Origin of the sequence: Candidatus Nanosynbacter sp. TM7-087 (genome assembly GCF_022828365.1) — a bacterium.
In the GTDB taxonomy this organism is placed as follows: domain Bacteria; phylum Patescibacteriota; class Saccharimonadia; order Saccharimonadales; family Saccharimonadaceae; genus Nanosynbacter.
This window is the reverse complement of the sequence record NZ_JAJQJU010000001.1, coordinates 353,341-375,287: the sequence shown is the minus strand read 5'-3', so window position 1 is coordinate 375,287 and position 21,947 is coordinate 353,341. Positions and strand designations below refer to the sequence as shown.

25 protein-coding genes and 6 tRNA genes are annotated in these 21,947 nt (G+C 43.9%); 11 read left to right on the top strand and 20 right to left on the bottom strand.

Features of this window, described 5'->3' with window-relative positions; translation table 11 throughout:
- Positions 1 to 20: 20 nt before the first annotated feature.
- The 10 genes from LRM41_RS02035 to LRM41_RS01990 all read right to left on the bottom strand — a co-directional run bounded on the left by LRM41_RS02035 (position 21) and on the right by LRM41_RS01990 (position 4,594).
- The gene (locus tag LRM41_RS02035; RefSeq protein WP_243819237.1) at positions 21 to 1,409 is read right to left on the bottom strand and encodes a phage terminase large subunit; all 1,389 of its coding nucleotides are present in this window, start codon (positions 1,407 to 1,409) and stop codon (positions 21 to 23) included.
- Positions 1,406 to 2,014, bottom strand: coding sequence for a DNA-packaging protein (locus LRM41_RS02030; protein ID WP_243819236.1), 609 nt, complete (start codon positions 2,012 to 2,014; stop codon positions 1,406 to 1,408). Before LRM41_RS02030 ends, LRM41_RS02035 begins: the two co-directional genes overlap by 4 nt.
- Positions 1,974 to 2,210 (bottom strand): hypothetical protein, encoded by a 237-nt coding sequence (locus tag LRM41_RS02025; RefSeq protein WP_243819235.1) that lies wholly within the window; start codon positions 2,208 to 2,210, stop codon positions 1,974 to 1,976. The genes LRM41_RS02030 and LRM41_RS02025 overlap by 41 nt, the downstream gene beginning before the upstream one ends.
- A gap of 108 nt (positions 2,211 to 2,318) precedes the next feature.
- Entirely contained in the window at positions 2,319 to 2,582 is a 264-nt protein-coding gene (locus tag LRM41_RS02020) for a hypothetical protein (RefSeq protein WP_243819234.1), read from the bottom strand.
- 81 nt (positions 2,583 to 2,663) lie between these two features.
- Positions 2,664 to 2,921 (bottom strand): hypothetical protein, encoded by a 258-nt coding sequence (locus tag LRM41_RS02015; RefSeq protein ID WP_243819233.1) that lies wholly within the window; start codon positions 2,919 to 2,921, stop codon positions 2,664 to 2,666.
- Positions 2,922 to 2,935: 14 nt separating this feature from the next.
- Positions 2,936 to 3,292, bottom strand: coding sequence for a RusA family crossover junction endodeoxyribonuclease (locus LRM41_RS02010; RefSeq protein WP_275973484.1), 357 nt, complete (start codon positions 3,290 to 3,292; stop codon positions 2,936 to 2,938).
- The gene (locus tag LRM41_RS02005; protein WP_243819231.1) at positions 3,289 to 3,522 is read right to left on the bottom strand and encodes a hypothetical protein; all 234 of its coding nucleotides are present in this window, start codon (positions 3,520 to 3,522) and stop codon (positions 3,289 to 3,291) included. The genes LRM41_RS02010 and LRM41_RS02005 overlap by 4 nt, the downstream gene beginning before the upstream one ends.
- A 36-nt stretch (positions 3,523 to 3,558) precedes the next feature.
- Positions 3,559 to 4,032 carry an aggregation-promoting factor C-terminal-like domain-containing protein gene (locus LRM41_RS02000; protein ID WP_243819230.1) on the bottom strand — a complete coding sequence of 158 codons (474 nt, stop codon included), beginning with the start codon at positions 4,030 to 4,032 and terminating at the stop codon, positions 3,559 to 3,561.
- 361 nt (positions 4,033 to 4,393) lie between these two features.
- Positions 4,394 to 4,469 (bottom strand) — tRNA-Gly (locus tag LRM41_RS01995).
- Between the two features lie 49 nt (positions 4,470 to 4,518).
- Positions 4,519 to 4,594: transfer RNA gene (locus tag LRM41_RS01990), tRNA-Phe, on the bottom strand.
- Between the two features lie 67 nt (positions 4,595 to 4,661).
- Between LRM41_RS01990 and LRM41_RS01985 the strand changes: the two genes are divergently transcribed.
- A tRNA-Gly gene (locus LRM41_RS01985) sits at positions 4,662 to 4,736 on the top strand.
- Positions 4,737 to 4,790: 54 nt separating this feature from the next.
- Here the strand turns inward: LRM41_RS01985 and LRM41_RS01980 are convergent.
- Entirely contained in the window at positions 4,791 to 5,537 is a 747-nt protein-coding gene (locus tag LRM41_RS01980) for a slipin family protein (protein WP_243819229.1), read from the bottom strand.
- Positions 5,538 to 5,639: 102 nt separating this feature from the next.
- Between LRM41_RS01980 and LRM41_RS01975 the strand changes: the two genes are divergently transcribed.
- Together LRM41_RS01975 and LRM41_RS01970 are read left to right on the top strand one after the other, a co-directional pair.
- Positions 5,640 to 6,812 (top strand): replication-associated recombination protein A, encoded by a 1,173-nt coding sequence (locus tag LRM41_RS01975; RefSeq protein WP_243819228.1) that lies wholly within the window; start codon positions 5,640 to 5,642, stop codon positions 6,810 to 6,812.
- A 36-nt stretch (positions 6,813 to 6,848) separates the two neighbouring features.
- Complete coding sequence (locus tag LRM41_RS01970) at positions 6,849 to 7,418, top strand: hypothetical protein (protein WP_243819227.1); 570 nt, start codon at positions 6,849 to 6,851, stop codon at positions 7,416 to 7,418.
- A 62-nt stretch (positions 7,419 to 7,480) separates the two neighbouring features.
- Here the strand turns inward: LRM41_RS01970 and typA are convergent, their stop codons facing one another.
- The 3 genes from typA to LRM41_RS01955 form a co-directional block, all read right to left on the bottom strand.
- Entirely contained in the window at positions 7,481 to 9,304 is a 1,824-nt protein-coding gene (gene typA, locus LRM41_RS01965; protein ID WP_248286575.1) for a translational GTPase TypA, read from the bottom strand.
- Between the two features lie 97 nt (positions 9,305 to 9,401).
- Entirely contained in the window at positions 9,402 to 9,923 is a 522-nt protein-coding gene (locus LRM41_RS01960; protein ID WP_243819225.1) for a hypothetical protein, read from the bottom strand.
- 19 nt (positions 9,924 to 9,942) lie between these two features.
- Positions 9,943 to 10,019: transfer RNA gene (locus tag LRM41_RS01955), tRNA-Val, on the bottom strand.
- Positions 10,020 to 10,325: 306 nt separating this feature from the next.
- On the opposite strand from LRM41_RS01955, the gene LRM41_RS01950 reads away from it, so the two are divergent.
- Positions 10,326 to 10,799: a hypothetical protein gene (locus tag LRM41_RS01950; RefSeq protein WP_243819224.1), complete on the top strand. Its 474-nt coding sequence runs from the start codon at positions 10,326 to 10,328 to the stop codon at positions 10,797 to 10,799.
- A gap of 132 nt (positions 10,800 to 10,931) precedes the next feature.
- Here the strand turns inward: LRM41_RS01950 and LRM41_RS01945 are convergent.
- Positions 10,932 to 11,016: transfer RNA gene (locus LRM41_RS01945), tRNA-Leu, on the bottom strand.
- Between the two features lie 84 nt (positions 11,017 to 11,100).
- Between LRM41_RS01945 and LRM41_RS01940 the strand changes: the two genes are divergently transcribed.
- From LRM41_RS01940 to LRM41_RS01925, 4 genes are all read left to right on the top strand, one after another.
- Entirely contained in the window at positions 11,101 to 12,711 is a 1,611-nt protein-coding gene (locus tag LRM41_RS01940) for an FAD-binding oxidoreductase (protein WP_243819223.1), read from the top strand.
- Positions 12,712 to 12,751: 40 nt separating this feature from the next.
- Positions 12,752 to 12,838: transfer RNA gene (locus LRM41_RS01935), tRNA-Leu, on the top strand.
- Positions 12,839 to 13,162: 324 nt separating this feature from the next.
- Positions 13,163 to 13,609, top strand: a complete 447-nt coding sequence (locus tag LRM41_RS01930; protein WP_243819222.1) for a hypothetical protein — start codon at positions 13,163 to 13,165, stop codon at positions 13,607 to 13,609.
- Between the two features lie 4 nt (positions 13,610 to 13,613).
- Positions 13,614 to 14,111 carry a TIR domain-containing protein gene (locus LRM41_RS01925; RefSeq protein WP_243819221.1) on the top strand — a complete coding sequence of 166 codons (498 nt, stop codon included), beginning with the start codon at positions 13,614 to 13,616 and terminating at the stop codon, positions 14,109 to 14,111.
- On the opposite strand, the gene LRM41_RS01920 is transcribed toward LRM41_RS01925, so the two are convergent.
- From LRM41_RS01920 to LRM41_RS01900, 5 genes are all read right to left on the bottom strand, one after another.
- Positions 14,086 to 14,472: a virulence RhuM family protein gene (locus LRM41_RS01920; RefSeq protein WP_243819220.1), complete on the bottom strand. Its 387-nt coding sequence runs from the start codon at positions 14,470 to 14,472 to the stop codon at positions 14,086 to 14,088. The two genes, LRM41_RS01925 and LRM41_RS01920, sit on opposite strands and share 26 nt — an antisense overlap.
- Positions 14,473 to 15,177 carry a hypothetical protein gene (locus LRM41_RS01915; RefSeq protein ID WP_243819219.1) on the bottom strand — a complete coding sequence of 235 codons (705 nt, stop codon included), beginning with the start codon at positions 15,175 to 15,177 and terminating at the stop codon, positions 14,473 to 14,475.
- Positions 15,161 to 16,951 carry an N-6 DNA methylase family protein gene (locus LRM41_RS01910; protein WP_243819218.1) on the bottom strand — a complete coding sequence of 597 codons (1,791 nt, stop codon included), beginning with the start codon at positions 16,949 to 16,951 and terminating at the stop codon, positions 15,161 to 15,163. The genes LRM41_RS01915 and LRM41_RS01910 overlap by 17 nt, the downstream gene beginning before the upstream one ends.
- Positions 16,952 to 17,352: 401 nt before the next feature.
- On the bottom strand, positions 17,353 to 17,826 hold the full coding sequence (locus tag LRM41_RS01905; RefSeq protein ID WP_243819217.1) for a hypothetical protein: 474 nt from the start codon (positions 17,824 to 17,826) through the stop codon (positions 17,353 to 17,355).
- A gap of 301 nt (positions 17,827 to 18,127) precedes the next feature.
- The gene (locus LRM41_RS01900) at positions 18,128 to 18,358 is read right to left on the bottom strand and encodes a hypothetical protein (protein ID WP_243819216.1); all 231 of its coding nucleotides are present in this window, start codon (positions 18,356 to 18,358) and stop codon (positions 18,128 to 18,130) included.
- A 269-nt stretch (positions 18,359 to 18,627) separates the two neighbouring features.
- Here LRM41_RS01900 and LRM41_RS01895 point away from each other — a divergent pair, with 269 nt between their 5' ends.
- The 3 genes from LRM41_RS01895 to tig all read left to right on the top strand — a co-directional run bounded on the left by LRM41_RS01895 (position 18,628) and on the right by tig (position 21,943).
- On the top strand, positions 18,628 to 19,155 hold the full coding sequence (locus LRM41_RS01895; RefSeq protein WP_243819215.1) for a TrmH family RNA methyltransferase: 528 nt from the start codon (positions 18,628 to 18,630) through the stop codon (positions 19,153 to 19,155).
- Between the two features lie 137 nt (positions 19,156 to 19,292).
- Positions 19,293 to 20,627 (top strand): histidine--tRNA ligase, encoded by a 1,335-nt coding sequence (gene hisS, locus LRM41_RS01890; RefSeq protein WP_243819214.1) that lies wholly within the window; start codon positions 19,293 to 19,295, stop codon positions 20,625 to 20,627.
- A 26-nt stretch (positions 20,628 to 20,653) separates the two neighbouring features.
- Entirely contained in the window at positions 20,654 to 21,943 is a 1,290-nt protein-coding gene (gene tig / locus LRM41_RS01885) for a trigger factor (protein ID WP_243819213.1), read from the top strand.
- The last annotated feature ends 4 nt before the right edge of the window (positions 21,944 to 21,947 follow it).

The following is a 21,947-nucleotide window of genomic DNA, read 5'->3' as shown; positions in this document are numbered from 1 at the left end:
TTTAATTTTTTATCGGTAAACTACCCATAATACCCTCCATCACTGAACAGTCCCGGATCAGACTGAGGCATAGAATCCTCAACTGTCGCCTTACGCTCATTGACAAGCCCGTAGCGCAGTGCATCGTAGAGATGGTCTTCACCTGTTGTATCAACGTCCTCGGGTCGTTTAGTGTCAACCACGAGACTCGGTAGGGTACGGATAAAATGAACACAGTTACTGAATACCTGCAGGTATGGCAATCCGTCTGGTGCCAGAGACAACGCTTCATGAACAGCAGTGACTCCTTGAAGCCGGTCGTTATTGGCGGGCGTGAAGTTGATGCCTTCTTCAGTAAATCGATCAGCGATAGTTTTTCCGTCATCGGCATTAGCAATATGCTTCCACAGCGACGGGTCGGCTAGCCTAACAGGCAGTTGCTCGTTTGATTGTTCAAGCTGCTTCATCTCGCGTGCCTGAATCCTTGGACCTTTGCCGCTAGCATAATATTCGCGGTAAAGATATATCCGTTGACTAATTGGGTCACGTGCTAGCCAAACAGCACCCGCATACGTGCCTCGTCCATAGTCATACGCCATCCATCTCGGCCAGTGGTCTGGTATGTTAAACGGCTCAACGACGTGTAGATGTCGCCGCCACTCGCTAAATGCCTGACCAGCAAACAGATCCCAGTTGCCATACAGATATGCTTCGCGCTTCTTCGGGTCTGCCATTGTCAGTAGGCTACGCATGTATGACTGTCTAAATGACGCGCTCGGGTGGTCTTCTAGGGTGGCAGGGATAAACATACGCGTTGTCTCGATGTAGTCAATTGAGCCGTCTCGCTTGACGTACGGACGCTTGTCGTAAATTATCTGCTCAGGTGGTGCGGCATCAATGAATCGAGTCTTAACCCAACCATGCCCGACGCCACCTGGGTTGCCAGCTGCGAAGACGGTGAGCGGTTTGTCTGGATCGTCAGAACGAACGCGCCCAACGAGGTTGTCGTACCAGCTTTCGTAGAACTGAGTTAACTCGTCGATACCCAGCATGTGTATCTCTGAACCCTGATAGTGATTAAAATCATCTTCGTGGTTGTAGTAGCACAAGTAAATCCACGATTCAGTGGCGGTGAAGTAGTAGCCCTTTTCTTGCGACCTAAATATCATGTTGCCGTCCTTGATATATGCACGACACTGTTTATCTATTTCTCTCATGAGGGTCTTTTTTGTATCCTCGTACGTTCGCCGAAATAGATACGCTGCGTAGTGATCGTACTCAAGGCAACGTGTTACTGCTTCAGCAACTAGTGCGGCAGTCTTTCCTCCGCCGGCAGCACCACCGTAGAATCGCTCAAAAGCTGTTGATGTATGAAACAATGTCTGACGAGGCGAAGCAGTGTAATCCGGTACTTTGACTATCTCTGTCATGATTCTGGCGTCCTCGGAACAGTGTTAATGAACTTAACCTCACGGTTAGTGTTCTCGGTCTCATATTTGTCTTTGAATCCCCAGTTATTCTTCAAGCTAAATATTACGCCAGCAGTATTAGTGCCAAACAGAGACTCCTCCGCATAGGCTTTAATCTGTTCTTTCGCTTCTTTTATCGTGTTGGAAAATTCTGGATATTTCTCTGAATATGTGGTCTCATAGTCTAATAACACATCGCGTGATGTGCCTAGTGCAACAGCTAAACCAGTAACGGTGAGTGGTTTCTGTTTGGTTTTAACTTTGCGGATCACCTTGTCTTGGACGACCCTTCCGTTTTCAATGACAATCTTTCCAGATTTAGGGTCACGGCGGTCAATATACTCAGTTTGTTCTTCCCAGTGGGGCGCTGCATTCTTAAAGTACTCGAGTATCATGGCGCGCAGCTCGTCGATATCCTGAAATTTCATCGGACGACCGGGTGAGTACTCATAGACAGGCTTTGGCGGCTCAGGTGCAGGCTCGGCTTTGCGGACCACCACATCTACAATACGCTGAGCATGCGCCTCAATCGCCACTTTGTTGTTTTTCTGAGTCATCGCCATCATCTTCCTTTCCATGTTTAACTCTTACCGCCACAATCCTCGACTCTGGATCGGCGCTTTCTTCTACGCGGCGCATATGAGAAGGCGAGGAGTAACTTCGAATAGTTTGCGGACGTAGTCCAAGCCGTCGAGATAGCTCATCAGCCGTACCTATTCCTACTATCTCTTCTCCCTTGTACAGGACATACTCGACCGCCATAAACCTAGCCCTCGCTCCGTAGTCTCTTTAGCTCTTTGCGAAGTTCAACAATGGCGCGTTCAGCACGTCTTAATGTACTCTCAATCCGCTTGATCATTTCGTCTCTTGTCATAGCATCGATACCTGTTCGTCTTTCTTGATAGCATCCGGATTATGCTCCACCAGCCACGCATAAGCTTTCTCGCGAGCATCTTTCTTTAGGTCGCCAGCATATAACTGCTTAGACAGAATATCGACCTTCGCTTTGAGATAAGCATCATTACGGTTGTTAGTAATTAACGTGTCAATTTCCGCGACCGTATTACATCTATGGCAAATAAGCTTATCTGCTCGGAGACACTCCCATTTGTGTACGTGCTTGCTATCGTTCATATTTTTACCTATCTCTGGCTGCTGCTTGGCAAGGGTGGGCATCGCCAAGCCATTTAACCGGTTTCGGCACCAGTTTAGTGATTATCCGACCTCTTTCTCCTCTCGGATGAATCCGCCTTGCCAATCCCGGCGAATGATTTTTGAATGGATATGGTAAAAGCTTTTCGCTAGCAGTCTTTTATAATCGCGCGCATCAGATCGGGACCGAAAGGTTAATGACAAGTCTCTTGCTTCAAAATATGGCTTGACGTGCCACTCGGTATAGTCTTCGTCCTCACTGCGAATTTCAAGCTCAGACTCGTCATCTTTCTTTCTGGATAAAAGCTGTAAGATCCCCATTCTCGGATTCCTCCTTAAGTTTCGATAGTTATTCCGCCGTGCTCAGCCCATATCTTGGATGCACACACCTTCCAGACGTACGAATCATCCTCGCAGAGATGATCCAAAAACGCCTTAACCAGATTGTCTATATCCGGTTTCTGCTGGTGTGGGCGTCCATTCATGGCTTTACGCTTCTTGTTCGACCAACTTTTTGGCATGGGCAGAGCAAATTCAATCGTAAACGTTTCAGGCGGCTCATATCCTGGCAGTTTCAGCCTTAGCTCGTCGCCGTACGCTCGATAGTTCATTACTGACGGACGCTCATTCCACTTATCGCTTCTCGTCATGCGTGGTTTGCTAGCCGGTGTAATACTGATATGTTTTTTCATCTCTTCTTTTCACTTTGCGAGCGAAGCAGAGAATAAGCAAAGACAGTCACATCAGTAATGAGAATTGCTCCGAGGATTTGTGCAATCGGTAGAGTCCCGATTGCGGTTTCCATGTACTGGACTCCAAAGAGCTTTATTCCCGCTACTATCTCTGCGGCGCGGACCATGATAGTCCAGGCATTGTCCAAAAAGACAGTTACGTTGTTGATTGCTGTTTTAAGTTTGCCCATAGAGTTGATCTCCTTTCCGGCTGTTTTTGTTGTTTATTACCACCAATGTCCCGGGTAGGGACGCGGGTCGGTACGTTTCCAGAACGCGGCGGCTGCCTGCCAACTACCATATCGGCTGATGGCGTAATTGTGACACCAGCGTAGCTGCGTAACGGGATTTGTTATGTAGTCATCTCCCGCAGATGCCATCTTGGTCACTGGCAGGCTCTGGCACAATCCGTATGCGCCAGAGCTGCCTTTGTTCCAAACATTGTGCCGCCAAGAACTTTCGTGTTCGATGATGTAGTCTACTGATATCCAATCGCTTTCGGGAATACCAGCGGCACGCATCAAGTCGTACTTAGTGCTTGGCGGTTCTGCTTCGGACACCGCCAAAACTGTCTGAGGCTTTGGTGATATCGTCTGCTGTTTCTGAATCTCGTTATTGTGTGATAATGGTGCTGCCATTTCTTCCTGGGGCTGTTTAGCCGCTGGCATGAGTAGTGCTGCTATTGCTATCACGAGGACCATGCGTATGATACGAACGGTTTGTACCTCCATTTCTTTTTATTATCAGCCTTCCGGTATTGAGCTCTCTGTCGCCGCTTGTGATTATTATTTCGGCCGTTCGCTTAAATATCGGAAGGTAATTGTTGTTTGCAAAAGTCAAATTGTTAACGTTCTCAACATTTCCATCAGGAGTTTTGCTAACCCTGCGGAACAGCTAAACCCGTTAGTTGTCCCGGTTGGAGTAACAAAAGAGAGGCATGCCTTGCGGTGCATGCCTCTCTTTTACGAAAAATAACCCGCAAGGCGAGCTTAAAAACAAACAAAAAAGACGCCTAAACGTCTATTTAACAAAATCACGAATTGTTTACGGTACCAAATTCATTGGTGCGGGTAAGGAGACTCTAACTCCTGGCCTCTTCCATGGCAAGGAAGCGCTCTAACAACTGAGCTATACCCGCATGTTGTTCACGATTCATTGTAGCAAAGTCGTGAATGAAATGCAATATTTGGTGGCTCCTCCCAGACTTGAACTGGGGACACAAGGCTCTTCAGGCCTCTGCTCTACCAACTGAGCTAAAGAGCCACAAACTTGCTATTTAATTGTACTAAACTTGTCGCCATCTGGCAAGGGTGTTATAATTTTATCGAGCGCGGGTGTCGTATAGCGGCTATTATGTGACCTTCCCAAGGTTGAGATGGGAGTTCGACTCTCCCCATCCGCACCAGGAATTATAAAGCACCCTGTAAAATTACAGAGTGCTTATTTATTGATAAATGTTCTATTTTTTACTGCCACGAATCGCGTCGATGAGTTCGATAGGGAATAACATCATCGTCTTTTGACTTGGCTCTGTAGAGATTCGCTCTAAGGTGTTCAATGTTCGCAGATTGATAGCGCCTTGAGTTTTTGCTAGGATTTCTGCGGCTTGGGCTAATGTCTCGGCTGCGGCTTTTTCACCGTCAGCGTTGATGATGTTGGCGCGACGTTCGCGTTCTGCCTCGGCCTGTTTGGCCATGGCGCGCTTCATATCGCCAGGAAGTTCGATATTCTGAATCTTAACGTTCTCGACGTCAATGCCCCATTTGTCGGTTTCGGCATCAACAATTTCCTTGATCTGCTGGGAAATCTCTTCACGCTTGGCAAGCAAATCGTCCATATCAACATTTCCGGTGACGTCGCGCAGTGCTGCTTGGGCAAATTGACTAGTTGCGTAAATATAGTTCGTGGTTTCCAACACGGCTTTTGGTGCGTTGATGACTCGGAAATAAACTACCGCATCAACGCCGACCGTGACGTTGTCTTTGGTGATGACTTCTTGTTTTGGAACGTCAATTGGAGTTGAGCGAATATCGACCAGCATCATTGTCTGTAAGCCTGGAATGACGACTCTTAATCCTGGTTCGCGAACGCCAGTAAATCGACCAAGCGTTAAAACCACGCCGCGTTGATATTGATTGACAATTTTAATGCCACCAAGCACATAAAGCCCGATAGATACTAAGATTATTACTACAAATGCTCCCATTTTTCCTCCTATTTATATAGATCTATTGTAGCATTTTGTGTGAGGAAAGTGTAAGTGGCGGACGACTTTTTGGCTTTATGGATTTCGCGATATAATGGGAGTATGAGTGATAGTAGACAGCCGCTGGCTGAACAGATGAGACCGCAGACGCTGGATGAGGTGATAGGGCAGAGTCATTTGCTTGGCGAGGGCGAGTTATTGAGGCGAATCGTTAAGAATGGCGAGCCGGTCAGTTTGATATTGTGGGGTCCGCCGGGAACTGGAAAAACGACGTTGGCGCGGATTATTGCGCGCGAGGTGAAGGCGGAGTTTATTGAGCTGTCGGCAGTTACAAGCGGAAAAAAGGACGTTGAACAAGTGATTGGACACGCCCGTCAAAATTGGAATTTAGGACTCAGGACAATTCTATTCGTTGACGAAATCCATCGCTTTAACAAGGCACAGCAAGACGCGTTTTTGCCGCACGTTGAGAGTGGGCTAATTACGTTAATCGGTGCGACGACCGAGAATCCGAGCTTTGAAGTCATCATGCCGCTACTGTCGCGTTCGCGAGTTTTAGTTCTTCAGCGATTGACAAAAGACGAAATCATATCCGTATTAAAAAGAGCGCTGAAAGTTCTGAAAAAGTCCAAACAAGTTTCGCCCAAAGCTCTGGATTATTTGGCGGAATTATCAGATGGCGACGCAAGGGTGGCGCTGGGCAATTTGGAATTGGCGCTGAGTTTTAACGAAAAAGTAACGCCGGAAGTGGTTAAAGCGGCGGCTCAGAAGCGACTTCCAGGCTATGATAAAAAAGGCGATTCGCATTACGACGTGATTTCCGCTTTTATCAAGTCGCTAAGAGGCAGTGACGCGACGGCTGCGACGTATTATTTGGCGCGAATGATTGACGCGGGCGAGGATCCGAAGTTTATTGCTCGGCGGATGGTGATTTTTGCATCGGAAGATATCGGGCTGGCGGGTAATGGTGCGCTGAGCCTGGCAATTGCGACATTTGAGGCTGTTGAGCGCGTTGGTCTTCCGGAGGCTAAGTATAATTTGTTCCATTGCGCTATTGCGTTGGCTCGTAGCCAGAAGTCACGTGAAATTACTGATTTAATGTACAGCGCTTTTGAACTGGCGCGCAAATATCCGAATTCTCCCGTGCCGTTGCATCTCAGGAACGCTCCGACCAAATTGATGAAAGATTTGGGCTATAACAGGGACTATAAGTGGCAGGCTGGCTTTAAGCACGACAAAGGATTTTTACCAGAGGAAATTAAGGATGTGGTATAATTGGCATTACCAATATTCTTAAAAGGAGAAGTTAATATGCCAAAACAAGAACCTCAGCAGCCGCAATATGCGCCACAGCCTGATCCAAACGTACAATACGGTCCTGCACCACAACCGCAGAACACGCCGTATGAGCAGCAACCGGTCAGTCAGCAATATTTTGCACAACCTCAAGCAGCGCCTGTGCAATATGTCGTGATGGCGGAATCCCTGAAGGGTGTTAAGGGTTGGTTAATGTTCTTTGTGGTTTGTTTCGTTATCGGTAGCCTTGTCAATACAGCAGTGTTTTTCCAGGCTATAATGAATCTTAGCCAGCCAGAGAACGTCATTTCTTTGATATTTTCACCTATACTGGTAGTCTTGGCTATTTGTGCAGTTGTGTTTATAACGATGCAGAAGCGTCTTGGTAAGTGGCTAGCTGTTGCTACGATCGCCACGGCTGGATTGGGCAATGTTGCAAATGCGGTAGTTATATATGCGTCTGGAAAGTCAGAAGTAGATGCCTCAGCATTTATTACCGGAATCGTTACAATGCTAATAGTAGAAGGATTGGTAATCTTGTACTTCTTTGCTTCTCGCCGAGTCAAAGAAACTCTTGTCAACTAATTTCTTTCTGCGTATAAAAATAAACCGCTCCATTACGGGGCGGTTTTTTGTGGTTTACACGACTATTGTTTCGCGGCGCGTTTTCGTTCGTTTGCGTCCAGATATCGCTTGCGAAGTCGTAATGATTTTGGCGTAACTTCCAAAAGCTCGTCATCTTCGATAAAGTCGATACATTGCTCCAAGCTAAATTGCGTAAATGGCGTCAATTGCACAGTTCCATCCGACGATTTGGAACGCATGTTGGTCAAATGCTTGGCTTTACAAACGTTGATTTCGATATCTTCTTGGCGATTGTAAATCCCGACAATCATTCCGGCGTAAACTTCTGTTCCTGGCCCGACCAATAATTCGCCACGGGCTTCGGCTGCTTGCAGGGCGTAAGGTGTTGTTGTGCCAGCCTCGAACGCAATCAAAACTCCATTGCGGGTTTTTGGCAGTTTTCCGCCAAGCGGTTGATATCCATGAGGCAGGGAATTCATAATCACCGTACCTCTGGTGGCGGTCAATAAAATATTTCTCAAGCCAATAAGCGCCCTAGTTGGCAAAATGTAAGTCAAACGAGCAGCGCCAGAGGTGGTCGTTTCCTGGGATTTCATTTCGGCGTGTCGCGCGCCAAGCTCTTGGCTAATCGCGCCGATAAATTCGCTTCCGACTTCAATTTGCAATTCTTCAATCGGTTCTTTTTCGACGCCGTCCTCGGTAATTGTAACAACTTGCGGTCGTCCAACCTCAAACTCAAATCCTTCACGTCGCATAGTTTCAATCAAAACACTCAAGTGCAATTCGCCGCGTCCAGAAATTGTAAAGCCAATTCCATTTTCCTCAACGCGTAGCGCGACATTGGTTTCAAGCTCTCGCTTCAATCGGTCGCCAATTTGCCTGGATGTCGTGAACTCGCCTTCGCGACCTTTCGTTGGACTGGTGTTTGGGCCGAGGTACATACTCAAAGTTGGCGCTTCAATGTCAATTGTCGGTAGCGCTTCAGGCTGTTCTTTGTCGGCAATCGTATCGCCAATATGCGCGTCAGCCACGCCAACCAGCGCCACAATGTCGCCAGCAAAAGCTTCGTCAAGCTCTTCGCGATTCAAGCCCCGATAGCCAAAAACTTTCTCAATTCGTGCAGAACCCGCGACTTCGCCATTTTTCATCAAACTGACTTGCAAGCCACGCTTAACGGATCCGCGAGCAATTCGCCCAATCGCGTATTTCCCCTGGAACGTGTCGTACTGCAAGCTTGTAACTAGCAATTGAAACGCGCCATCTTCTGTCACGTCTGGCGCTGGAATATCGTTGATGATCGCGTCAAAAATTGGCGTCAAATCCGCATCTTCGTCTGTGTTTGCAGGAATTTCTTTCCATGATTTTCCGTCGCGTCCGATTGCGTAATAAATTGGATATTGCAATTGAGAATCGTCGGTTGCTAGCTCCAAAAACAGATCGCTCAACTCGTCTTCAACTTCGGCAATTCGCCTGGCTGGCTTGTCAATCTTATTGATAATCACAACAGGCTTCAGTCCCAGCTCAAGCGCCTTCGCTAATACGAATTTGGTCTGAGGCATCGGACCTTCCTGTGCGTCCACGATCAGCAGAACGCCGTCAGCCATATTCAGGGTTCGCTCAACTTCGCCAGAGAAATCGGCGTGTCCTGGCGTATCAATGATGTTTATTTTATAGTTGCCGTAAAAAATTGACGTTTGTTTGGCGGTGATGGTGATGCCGCGCTCGTGCTCTTGATCCCCGGAATCCATAATCAATTCCTGGCTCATCTCGGCTTGGTTGTCGCGGAATGTTCGCGACTGTTTTAATAGCCCGTCAACCATGGTCGTTTTGCCGTGGTCGACGTGGGCAATAATGGCAATGTTTCGAATCTTGCTAGCGTCCTTCATAAAAATATGGTCTGATATTAGCACAGACCTTCCTCTTAATATAAAATTTTACCACGACAAGGGGGAAATAAAAAGAGTGAAAGTTGTGTTTAATGCTTTAATATACTGTAATTTGCTGTTCGTCAAGTTGGTCTTTTGGAAAATTTATCAGCCGAGTTTCGCCGTCGGCTCTATGCAAAATATCTAGATCAGCCATTACTATACCGAGAGCTTGCGTCGCCAATTTAACTTGCGTCGAGTCTACTCTTAATTCTTGATGGGCTAATCTCTTCGCTTTTTTATTCTTCGTACAAGCTATTAGTAGTTCGGGGTAGTCTGGTATGCTGTCTAGCTGAGGTATGTATATTCCATAAGCAGGTTCTGTTCGGGCGAAGTAATTTACAATCTTGCCTTGATGATTTTTTACTCCCCAATGTTCACGTTCTGCTACTAAAGCTTCATTCCTTGTAAGATAATCGTAATATACATCTGTATGATGGTTCTCGGGAGATACTATTATGTGCCCAGTCGGCTCCCCGTTTGTAGATAATTCTCGCGAGAATATAACCAATCCAGAAGGGTGAGGTTCAGTCGCCATATCTATGTCAAGATGAGTTGACGTAACGTAAAAAGATTCCATATTTATACCTAACGTGAAATGGTGGGAAATACAGGGCTCGAACCTGTGACCTCACGAATGTGAATCGTGCGCTCTAGCCAACTGAGCTAATTTCCCGTAATTACATCTGTCGTTTTATTTAACGAACTCGTGATGTGAGCTAATTATAGTTCAGGTTTCAAGTCCTGACAAGCTACGTCGAGTGTATTCTATTGAGTTTTTATACAAGTGTGGTACAAATAAAAGTAGCTTTCGTTGATGAGTTGAGTAAATCCTTGTCTGAAAGTGAACATTGACAGGCAATCGAACACAAGATGAGTTTTTATTTCTTTTTTAAGAATAATTGAGAGGGATGAAATCTCATCTTGTGCTAAAGAATAGTACATATCACGTTCCCGTGAGGATGAGAAGAAAGGTAAGGCAATGGGTCTCTTCCGACGTATTTTTGGAAAGGCTGATTCTGGGCTGGTTTATGGATCGAGCGAGAATCCTCGCCCGCTCCAACTTACAGACGCGATCAGAGAGGACCTAGAGTCTACCGCAGCACATCTCTGGGGGCTAAAAGACTTCATTCCTCTCCGGATCAAGGAAGTTGAGGATAAGATGAGGGCTGCTAAAGCTCTCACATTCGATAGCTATGCAGTGTTCAGCTCTTGCCGCGACGAGATCGTCGAAAAGTCTGGAGATGACTTCTGGCTCGCCCACTGGCCCAGCCGTCCTGGCACTTTCCCTGCTGCCGAAGCGGCGTGGGCAAAGCATATGGAGGATGAACATAAGATCACGGAGCTCTACGGAGAGTTACACAAGTGGGAGGATCTGTATCGTGAAGTATACGGACGCAACTATACTTCCTCAATCTACGATGAGATGAATGTTCGTCCGTACGACCAGTGCTAGGCGAAGAAAGGGTTGATAAGTAACTGTTCTACTTATGGTTGCCTGTCAACCCCTTCTTTGAAATATGAACTTATGATATTAAAAATCACCCTGACTACGGGTGATTTTCTTATGGTGAAAAATTTCAGCTCTTGGTGCGGATGAAAGGACTTGAACCTTCACGCCGTGAGGCACATGCTCCTAAGGCATGCGTGTCTACCAATTCCACCACATCCGCATAACTCGATTATATCAAAACAAATTCTACTTATCAACTGTCCGCGCTTATGTTAAAATTGAAGTAACATGCTAAGGAGGATTGATGAATAAAGTTGCGAAATATTTGAATGAGCATCTTAGCGGCGAAGTCGCGTCGCAGGATTTTATATTGAGTCAAGTTGAAGTTGATAACGGACTTTTGGCGCGCCGACCAGAAATGATTGTTCATGCGGCTAATATGAACGACATCAGGAAAGTGATGCGATTTTGTTCTCAATTGGCAGAGAAAGGTCATGTTTTACCTGTATTTGTTCGTGGTTGTGGCAATGATGAAACTGGCGCAGCGACGAATAAAGGTATTGCAATTGATGAAAAAACGTATATGAATCGTGTGGTTGGTATTGATCCTCGCCAGCAACTGATTCATGTTCAAGCGGGAATTTCTCTTTCGGCAATCAACGCAACTTTGTCTACTCATAAAGGCTTGGGCCTGCCGCGAACTTCATATGTGGCGGAAGAAGGCACGATTGGTGGCGCAATTAACACAGCTCCGTCTGGAATGTTATCTGGCACGCATGGCCGTTTTGCTGATGCCATTCAGCAGCTTGAGATTGTCCTAAGTAACGGCGACGTGATTCAGACTGGGCGCATATCTCGACGCGAATTGAGTAAGAAAAAAGGCTTATCGACGTTTGAGGGTGAGATTTATCGAGAGATTGACAATTTAATCTCAGATAACGCCGAGCTGATTTCGCAAATGGACCCAGCTTTGCCAGATACGGTTGGTTATAGCGGGATTTCTCGAGTGAAGCAAAAAGATGGGTCGTTCGATTTGACGCCGTTGTTTATTGGTAGTCAGGGAAGTCTGGGTGTGATTTGTGAAGTTATTATGAAGGCGCAATTTATTCGTCCAGAATATTCAGTTGTTGCGGCATCGTATAAGAAATTATCAGACGCGCAATCAGCCGTGGAATTAGCGATGAAAAATAAGGCGTCGGCGGTGGAAATAATCGACGGGCGATTCTTCCGTCAGGCTGCGGTCGTCGGTAAAGCGGTTGAGTGGGCGCCGAAAGAATGCTTTAAGGGTGCGGTGGTCTTGGCTATCTTTGACGACTTTTCTGACAGAGCGCGCAATAAAGCCGCGAAGAAATTGACTCGAAAATTGGAATCATCAGAAGCGATTGACATAAAAACTCTACATTTGGAAGAGCAGGATTTGTTTAGTTTGCATTCTGTTTTGGCTTTGGCGGAAACTCCGAGCGAGCCGCATATGATTACGCCGCGCGTTTTCTCCGGGATTTTAATGGCGCCAGAAAAGATTGATAGTTTCCTTAGCGAGTTGAAGTCGTTGGAATCTAAGTACGGCGTAGATTTGCCAGTTTTTGTTGACTTTTCAAGCGATTATATTTCTCTACATCCGACGTTTGATAGTAAAAAGGTGAGTGAACGCCAGAAGATTCTTCAATTGTTGGCGGAAATTTCTCAGATTGTTAATAAGTATGAAGGCTCATTTGCAGGATTTGGTGGTGACGGAAGATTGAAGGCTAACTTTATTTATAAGAATCTGCCAGATGATGAAAAACAATTATACGCGAAGGTGAAGCAAATCTTTGATCCAGCTGGAATTTTTAATCCAGGAATTAAAACGGAGGCTCAGCCAAAGGAGCTGGCGGCGGAATTAAACGCATGGTGTAAGCTTCGCAATCAAGCTTGATACTGGGTGAGAATTGGGCTATAATTGACGCGTAGCCCATGCGGATGTGGCGGAATTGGTAGACGCGCTAGCTTCAGGTGCTAGTGTACGCAAGTACGTGAAGGTTCAAGTCCTTTCATCCGCACCAAGATACGGAGAACTTCGGAATCGTCGCCCATTCGGGCGACGATTTGGATTTTTACTCTGAAATGGTGCGATTTTACGCCCATGCTAGAACCTACTTTAGTACAAAGTTGTAAATCTAATTCAATCTATTTGGCGCGCCATAAGAGCGACAAAGTCGCTACCTACGGTTTTAAACGGTTTTTGCCACCGCCCAAAACCGCTTAAATTACCTCAGAAAACAGAAATAACTGAACAAAAGGGATTAACTTGAACAGATTAGATAAGTGGCATTTTGATGGAAATAACTTGATAAGAAATCGCGTCCTGTGTGATATAATATAATTATATGAGGAGTAAAACCACGCCAGACGACAAGCGTTCTCATTTAGAGTTCATACAAGGCGTGATAAATCGCCTGTCATCAAATACCTTTCTTTTTAAGGGTTGGTCTGTCACTATAATTGGCGCTGTCTTTACAGCAATGATTACAACTAGAAATAACGATTTGCTCTGGTTAATTTTGGGTATAGTTTTGATATTCTGGGCGATCGACGCTTATTATTTAATGCTTGAGCGAGGCTATCGTAAGCTATACAAGCAGGTTGCGGAAACGAGTTCTGAAAAAGTCGATTATGGAATGAACATTGGTCAGTTTATTAAGTTTTCTACCTGGTTGGAGGCGTTTCGCAGACCTGTTCTTCTATTGTTTTATGGCATAGTCTTGATTGTTGTCGTTGGGATTATTATCAATAACAATTTTGATATAAGTTTACTAATTAAAATAAGGAATTAAAAATATGTCAAGAAAGGTATTTTATAGTTTTCACTTCACCCCAGACAGTTGGCGTGCTTCACAAGTGAGAAACATCGGAATAGTAGAAGGAAATCAACCAGTCAGCGATAACGACTGGGAAGACGTCAAGAAGGGTGGTAACGACGCTATACAAAAATGGATTAACAATCAACTTCACGGACGTTCTTGTACAATAGTGCTTATAGGCAAAAATACAGCTGGCAGAAAATGGATAAAATACGAGATTGAAAAATCATGGAATGACGGGAAAGGCGTTGTTGGTATTTATGTACACAATCTAAAAAATGTAAATGGCGAGCAAACCAGTAAGGGAAATAATCCTTTTGATGATTTTACGATGAAGCGCAACGGTAAGAAATTATCAAGTATAGTCAAAGTGTACGATCCGCCACATTCCGATAGTACAGATGTTTATGATTATATAAAGAACAATCTGGAGAGCTGGGTAGAGGAGGCTATTTCAATTCGAGAAAATTATTAATAGATTTGTTTTTGATTTCTGGAGCAATCCATTCTTGAAATTGCTTGGCTTCGGGTGACTTTAGCATTGCGCCGATGGCAATTATCACTTGCGAATTATAGAAGGTTGTGCGATAGAGCTTACCATCACTGGCTTTGTGAGTAAGAATTGAGCTAACCTGCTTTTCATTAACTCCACTATCAGCAAACAGCTTTCTTAGCTTTTTGCATATCGTCGGCACACTTACGCCATAGAATTTAGACATTTCTTTAGTAGTCATAAGAACATCGTTGGCGATTTTTATAACCGCAATTTCTGAGCCGCTACTATTTCTGTAGGTATCGCTTGATATTTCGGAAATCAAACGCACTTCATCGGACATTTATTTTGCCTTTCGCTCAATTGTCTCTAAGATTTCTCGTGGCGGCACAAGATATTTCTCAAATTCTTTTATGTTAGTGTCTTTTATCCAAAGTTGACCCTCGCCGACATTGCCACGATATTGCCCCTTAGAAAAATACTTGTTATTTTTGACTTCATCGCTAGACAGCACCCAGTATCTGATAGTGTCTCGCCAAACACCAATCCAAACAAAAACCTTAGCACAACTAGGTTTGATTTGCTGGAAATTCATATCGAAACCATGCCTTGAATTAGAAGATAATGCCTTTTCTAGTAATGTACCGCCACCTTTACGCATAACTGCTCTCGATGCCTTCACTTCAATAGATATTCCGTTGTACCAAAAATCATATTGTCCAGTATAATTCTTATCAAAATCCTTAGATGGGCGATCTAATTCTGGTATAAGTTCATTCAAATGTCGCTGAGCCCAAGCTTCTCCAAAGGTTCGTGGCGCTGTTATTTCAAAAACATACAAGAATTTATTCCGACGCAAATAGGCGTTTCTAATTTCTAGATATTGCTCAAGACTTAAGATTTTCTCGGCGATTAAATGGCTAATGATATATTCGAATCTATTAAACGGGTAAACCGAGTATAAATTATCTAAGAATTCATCATCTAAATTGTATTTTCCATTTAATTTTACGACGTTTTGTTTCAATTCACTAATTAATACTTCCATACAACTCTCCTTTTATGTGATTAATCTGGTAGTCATCAATATCAAATAAATTATAGATATACTTTTGCAAATCAGGATAATCTTCTCGATCTGACTGCAATATGTTTTCTACTTTGCTAGAAAGCTCTTCGTCTTGCTTGGCTGTTATTTCAATGAAAGGTAGAGCTAACAGGCTACTTTTTAATATTTTGATTTCGCCAAACATTTTTTTATGTAGATATTGATAGAGCTCTGAATTTAGAAAAGCAGCAACTGAGTTTATAGACATATTGGGGACTTGTGGAATCAAGATATTGGCACTATTTAAGAATAGTTGTCCAGAGTCGTCTATGGAAAAAACTAGCTTCTTAGAAATAAACTTATAAACTAATTTTTTATCTGCTCGATAGATTTCATCTTTGGCAACTTGTTGAAAGTTTGAACGATTGTAGTGAATGTATTTCTTGGCGTCTTTCAACTTAAAAGGCATGATCTCCTTACCTGTGAATATTGGCTCAAACCCAGCTCGTGGCCCATCAAACAGTTTTTCTTTATTATTACCTGTGACTATACCTAGTGCCCATATGGAGCTGCTTAGATCGTATTTTTTCTTGGATAAGACTTTGTCTAGTATTTCTCTATCGGTACTATCAATTGTGTTTATTGCGAAGTGATTTTGTGCAGTAAGCGACTTCTTCTCTATTCTGTATTCATTTTTATTATCAATAATTGTAAAAGTACTGGCAGCCTTTTTGTTTTTCTCAGCTTCGAGTGATATGTATTGAGTCATTACACCCGAGAAAGAGCCGGGGTGCAATCTAATTTCTTTCAGATTTGTGGTTTTAAGCAAATATTTCCTGATATCTTGATGTGTTTTTACATTCAATATAGACTGGGGCAACAGGAAGCGCATATTACCACCGTCTTTTAGATTCTCAAATGATTTAACCAAAAATAGAGAGAACATTTCGCCTGACAAGATGTTTTTTGAGGAAAAGTGATTATTTGTGCTGACCGCACCCCAGGGCGGATTGGTGATAATATAATCAAAAGAATTGCTATTTATATTTTTCTGAAAATCATTTTCTTGCATATTCAGCAAACTTAACGACTCCAAAAAATCTGCTTCATAAATTTTTGGGCTATTTGTGGTTTTCGGAAATTTCAAAAAATAATTTACCCTAGAGATCATAACTGCAATTGGATCGATATCGGAGCCAAATATTTGCTTAGGTTTGATGTTCGGAATATTCAAAAGAAATGCCGAACTACCGCAGCACGGATCAAGAACTTTATCGTTCGGCTTCAGCTTGATATCAGAAACCATACTTTGTACGACTTTTTTAGGAGTATAGTAAGACCCTTTAATGTTCTTTTCTCCCTCTGTTTGTATACATTGGTATACCAAGCCTAGTAGATCTCCCTCGTTAGGTAGTCGCATGGTCATCAATTCATCAATAATCTCTAAATCGTATTCTTTTTCAAGATAAGCGAGATTGCTTGCACTGACTTTAGCTCTATTCATCAAATTTACGCCTAAAGAGAATAAGGCATTGTCTACGGCATAGCTCGAAGTTTTAATTATATTGGCTATGTTTTCGATCATCGGAATATTTGCGATGTCATCAAAACTCTCTTTTGGAATAATGGTTTTTTCAGACATCCGTTTATTCGCTCGAGTCGAGCAACGCTCTTTTTTATTATTCGCACCAAGGCGTTTCCAATTTCTCTTTGTAGCAACAGAAACGGTTTCCCTTAAGTCGAACATAAATTGTCTATCAGTAAGACTTCCCATATCGCTACTATTATAACATAAGCTCTTAAAAAATTTCATCCATTTCTTATCAAGTTATTTCCATCAAAATGCCACTTATCTAATCTGTTCAAGTTAATCCCTTTTGTTCAGTTATTTCTGTTTTCTGAGGTAATTTAAGCGGTTTTGGGCGGTGGCAAAAACCGTTTAAAACCGTAGGTAGCGACTTTGTCGCTCTTATGGCGCGCCAAATAGATTGAATTAGATTTACAACTTTGTACTAAAGTAGGTTCTAGCATTGGCGTAAAATCGCACCAAGAACTGAAATTTTTCATCATAAGAAAATCACCCGTAGTTAGGGTGATTTTTAATGTCGTAAATTCAGAGTCTACATGACAGGCAATCGTAAAAGAACAATCACCCGCCATGTAGACTATATACTGTCAGTCAATCCAGGGATTGCTGAGTACAGCCTCGTCGCGGCTGTATTGCATGGATTCTCCTGCGTACATCAAGCACAGAAGAGTATCATCAATCTCGTTCAAGACATCCTTGAACTGCTTGTCGTCTTCGTCCGTCATGGCGACGTACCTAGTGATGAAGCTTTTCAGCTCCTCTAGGGTCGACGAGATTCTCGCGGCATCGTTGTAGATGTTGACGCCTACGACCATGGATGGGGGCTGTGCGATACTGCTGTGGTGCAGTGTTTTCGCATAGACCTGGAGGTCTTGTACTCGTTGACACATGTCGCGAATCTGTTGGACGAATCGCCTGGTCTGAATTGCAGGGATATATTCGTCCTTGCAGATGACATTCATGGCGATGTGCCATTTCGTATTCAGGTCTTTCGCCGTAGCGAAGAGGTCGTCAGAGACATCGATAAACATTGTGCTATCTTCCTGTTCGTGTTCTCTCATCTGCGGAATTGCGGTTGTTCTTTAACAACACAAGATGAGATCTTATCTCTCTTGCGGTGGTTTTTAAAAAGAAATAAAAACTCATCTTGTATTCGATTGCCTGTCAAAGTTCACTTTTGGACAAGGATTTATTCAACTTGTCAACAAAAGCTGATATTATATATATCACACTTGTGTAAAAAAGTCAATAGAACACATAAAAAACAGCCTCAAATGAGACTATTCCAAAATGATTTCAGGGGATATATGACAAGCAGCCATAAAAAAGAATGTGGATCAACTCATCATATATCCCGCGTTGTTAGTCTTCTGTCTCTGTGTGGCCCAGAAGACTTTGCGCTACTTGCGCCAGCGCAGTGGCTTCTTCGCTTAGCTGGACGAGAAGTTTCCTAACTTCTACATCAGTGGCAATCGTGTGTGATATCAGACCTTCTTTCGGGATATAGTCGAGGGTCAATTTCTTCCCCTCGACAGACGCGGTTGCTCGACGAAGAAAATTCTCCAGTGCCGTCGTATTGGTCTTTTTATTCACGATCCTTCACCTTTCTGGTGTTTTCTCGCCCTCACTGTGATATATGTGCATTCTTTATGCACAAGACGAGATTTTACCCCTTAAAGCTCTTAGAAGAAATAAAAACTCGCCTTGTGTTTTGGCTGCTTGTCAATGAACGTTTTCGGATGAGGAGTAATCTCAACTCATTAACGAAAACCAATATTACTTATACCATTCTATGGTGATTAAGTCAATAGAAGGCTCTCAACTTTTGTTATTTGCTTAGGAACTTTGATAAAATAACAGAGATGGAAGATAAAAGAAATGTCATTGATAAATTTAAGGGTCGGAGCGAATCGGAGATTATAAGTGAGTTGGATTCTGAAGATCACGGTTTGGTGATTGCGCTGGAAAATACCGAGCGAGATTTTAATATGGGGACAATCGTTCGTAGTGCTAATGCGTTTGGCGTGCGGCAGATTTATGTGATTGGGCGCAGGCAATGGAATAAGCGCGGTGCGATGATGACGGATAAATATCTTCACATTACGTATTTGGCGACGACGGAAGAGTTTATTGAAAAAATGCGTAATGAAGGCAGGGAAATTATTGCTATTGATAATATCCCGGGCAGTGTTAATATGTCGCAGACGAGTTTACCGAAGCGTGCGGTTTTGGTATTTGGGCAAGAAGGGCCGGGGATTTCTGCGGAGCTGGCTGGCGCTGCGGATCAGATTGTGGCGATTGAGCAATTCGGCTCGACTCGCTCCATCAACGTCGGTGCGGCAGCAACCGTGGCGATGTATTGTTGGTTGCAGCAGAATGTGCTACAATAGTACCATGATTTTACCTAAATTCCATCATTCACACGTGTTGCCGAGGTAGGACTCTGATTTTTTGATTGTATGCGCCGAGTTCTGCCTCGGCGTTTTTGATTGCTATAAATAAGAAATAATGACATAATGGAGCTAACATGAGCAGTTTATCTACACAAAGTTACAAAGGTTCGCGAGACTATTTTCCAGAGGAAAAGCGTCTGCAGAATTATATTTTTAATGTTTGGCACAAGACGGTTGAGAGTTTTGGCTATGAAGAATACGGCGCGCCGCTACTGGAGCCGCTAGATATTTATTTGGCGAAGTCGGGTCAGGAATTGGCGGGCGAGCAAACATACGCTTTTGAAGATCGTGGCGGTCGAATGGTGGCAATTCGTCCTGAGATGACGCCGTCAATTTCTCGAATGGTGGCGGCTAAACGTCAGGAACTGGCGATGCCTGCGCGGCTGTATTCAATTGCTAATTTTATGCGCTATGAACGACCGCAACGTGGGCGTGAGCGTGAGTTTTGGCAATTGAACGCTGATTTGTTTGGCGTGGACGGCGCGGCGGCGGACGCGGAGATTATTGAGCTGAGCCACGCTAGCGTGATGAATTTTGGCGCCAAGCAGGAAATGTTTACGGTCAGGGTTAATAATCGCCAATTGATCAATCGTTTGATGAGTCAATTTTTGAAGCTTGATATTGTTGGTTCGACGATGATGATGAAGCTGCTCGATAGGAAAAATAAGATTCCTGCCGAAGAATTTAAGCGTCAGGCGATTGAGATTTTTGGAAGTCAAGCGGCTGAAGGTCTGCCTAAGTTGGCTAAGATGATCAGCATGAAATCTGTTGATGATTTGCCGAGCGAATTGATGGAAGATGAAAGCGTCAAGCAGCTTCGCGAAGTGATGAAATTGCTTAGCCAAAAAGGCATTACGAATGCAGTGTTTGATGTTACTCTGATGCGCGGACTGGACTATTACACGGGCATGGTTTTTGAGCTTTTTGATAATTCGCCAGAGAATAACCGAGCGTTGTTTGGTGGAGGACGATATGACGGATTGGTCGGGCTATTTGGCGTTGAACCGATTGCTACGGTCGGCGTTGGCATGGGTGCGACGACAATGCAACAGTTCCTGGAAGTTCACAATTTGTTGCCTAAATTGGCATCTAAAACAGATGTATATATAATTCCGGTGTCAAAAGAATCTATGGCTGGCGCGGACGATTTGGCGCGAAAATTGCGCAGCGAAGGCGTGCGAGCAGAGCTGGATATCACCGGTAGAAAGATTGACAAGCAGATAAAAGCGGCGTTGAAAAAGCAAATTCCGTTTGCGGTGTTCGTGGGCGAGGATGAAATTGCTAGCGGCACATACACGGTTCGAAACTTGGTGGAATCTGATGAGCAGAAGGTTAGCGCTGAACGAATCGTGACAATTGTCAAAGATCGTCGATACGATGGCGATGAAGACGCTCTGTTTGAGATATAGTCTGATATCTGTTATAATTAGTCTTTATGAAGACTACTGTAAAAAAACTATCAGATACTAAAGTTCAATTGACGATTTCTTTGGGTGCTAGCGAATTAGCTGACGCGGAGCAGGTTTCATTGACAAAGTTGGCGCGCGACATTAAAGTTCCAGGTTTCCGCAAAGGAAAAGTTCCCGCAAGCATAGCCGCTAAGCATGTTGATCCGAATGCGCTTCAGGAGCAGATTTTAGAGAATGCTTTGTCAAAGGCTGTGGCTGAGGCATTTTTGCAGGAAAAATTGCAAGCTTTGGATCGACCAAGTGTTGAAGTTAAGAAGTTTGTACCGGGCGCCGAATTGGAATTTACGGCTGAAGTTGAAGTTATTCCGCCGGTAAAATTGGGCGATTATAAAAAATTGACAGCGAAAAAAGAAGTAGCAAAGGTCGAAGATAAAGATGTTGACGAGGTTATTGAGCGAATCCGTAAAAACTATTCTGAAAAATCAGAGGTCAAGCGTGCCGCTAAGCTCGGCGACGAGGCTGTGATTGACTTTACGGGAAAGAAAGATGGCGTGGCGTTTGACGGCGGTTCGGCTAAGGAATATGGCTTGAAGCTTGGCGAAGGTCAATTCATTCCGGGATTTGAAGAAGGTGTTGTTGGTCATAAGGCTGGTGAAGAGTTCGATTTGAAACTGAAATTCCCAGAGGATTATCACGTTGAGAATTTGGCAGGTCAAGACGTTGTGTTTACCGTGAAACTTCACAAGGTTAATGAATTGAAATTGCCAGAACTAAATGATGAATTTGCAGCAAAATGCGGTCCATTTACAGAGATGAAAGAAGTAAAAGAAGACATCAAGCGTGAACTTACCGCACAAAAAGAGCGCGAAGCTGACGAGAAGTTTAAGGACGCGTTGGTTGGTGAATTGACTGAAAAGAGCAAGGCTGCGCTGCCAGAACTTTTGGTTGAAGACCAATTGCGATCAATCGAGCGTGATTTGACTCAGAATTTGATGTACAGCGGGCTAAGTCTGGAGAGTTATTTGAAGACTCAGGGCTTCAAGGATAAAGATGAATGGACGAAGAAAGAGGCTCGTCCAGCGGCTGAAAAGCGCGTTAAGGCTGGTCTGGTATTGGCGGAATTGTCGAAGGAATTGAAGATTGAGGCTTCTCGCGATGAAATTCAGAAACAAATTGACTTCTTCAAGCAACAATACGGCAAGGATAAGAAAATGCTGGAACAATTCGATAACCCAAATGTTCATCGCGACATTGCCAACCGAATGATTACAGATAAGACCGTTGCTAAATTGGTTGAATTAAACACGAAGAAATAGAGTA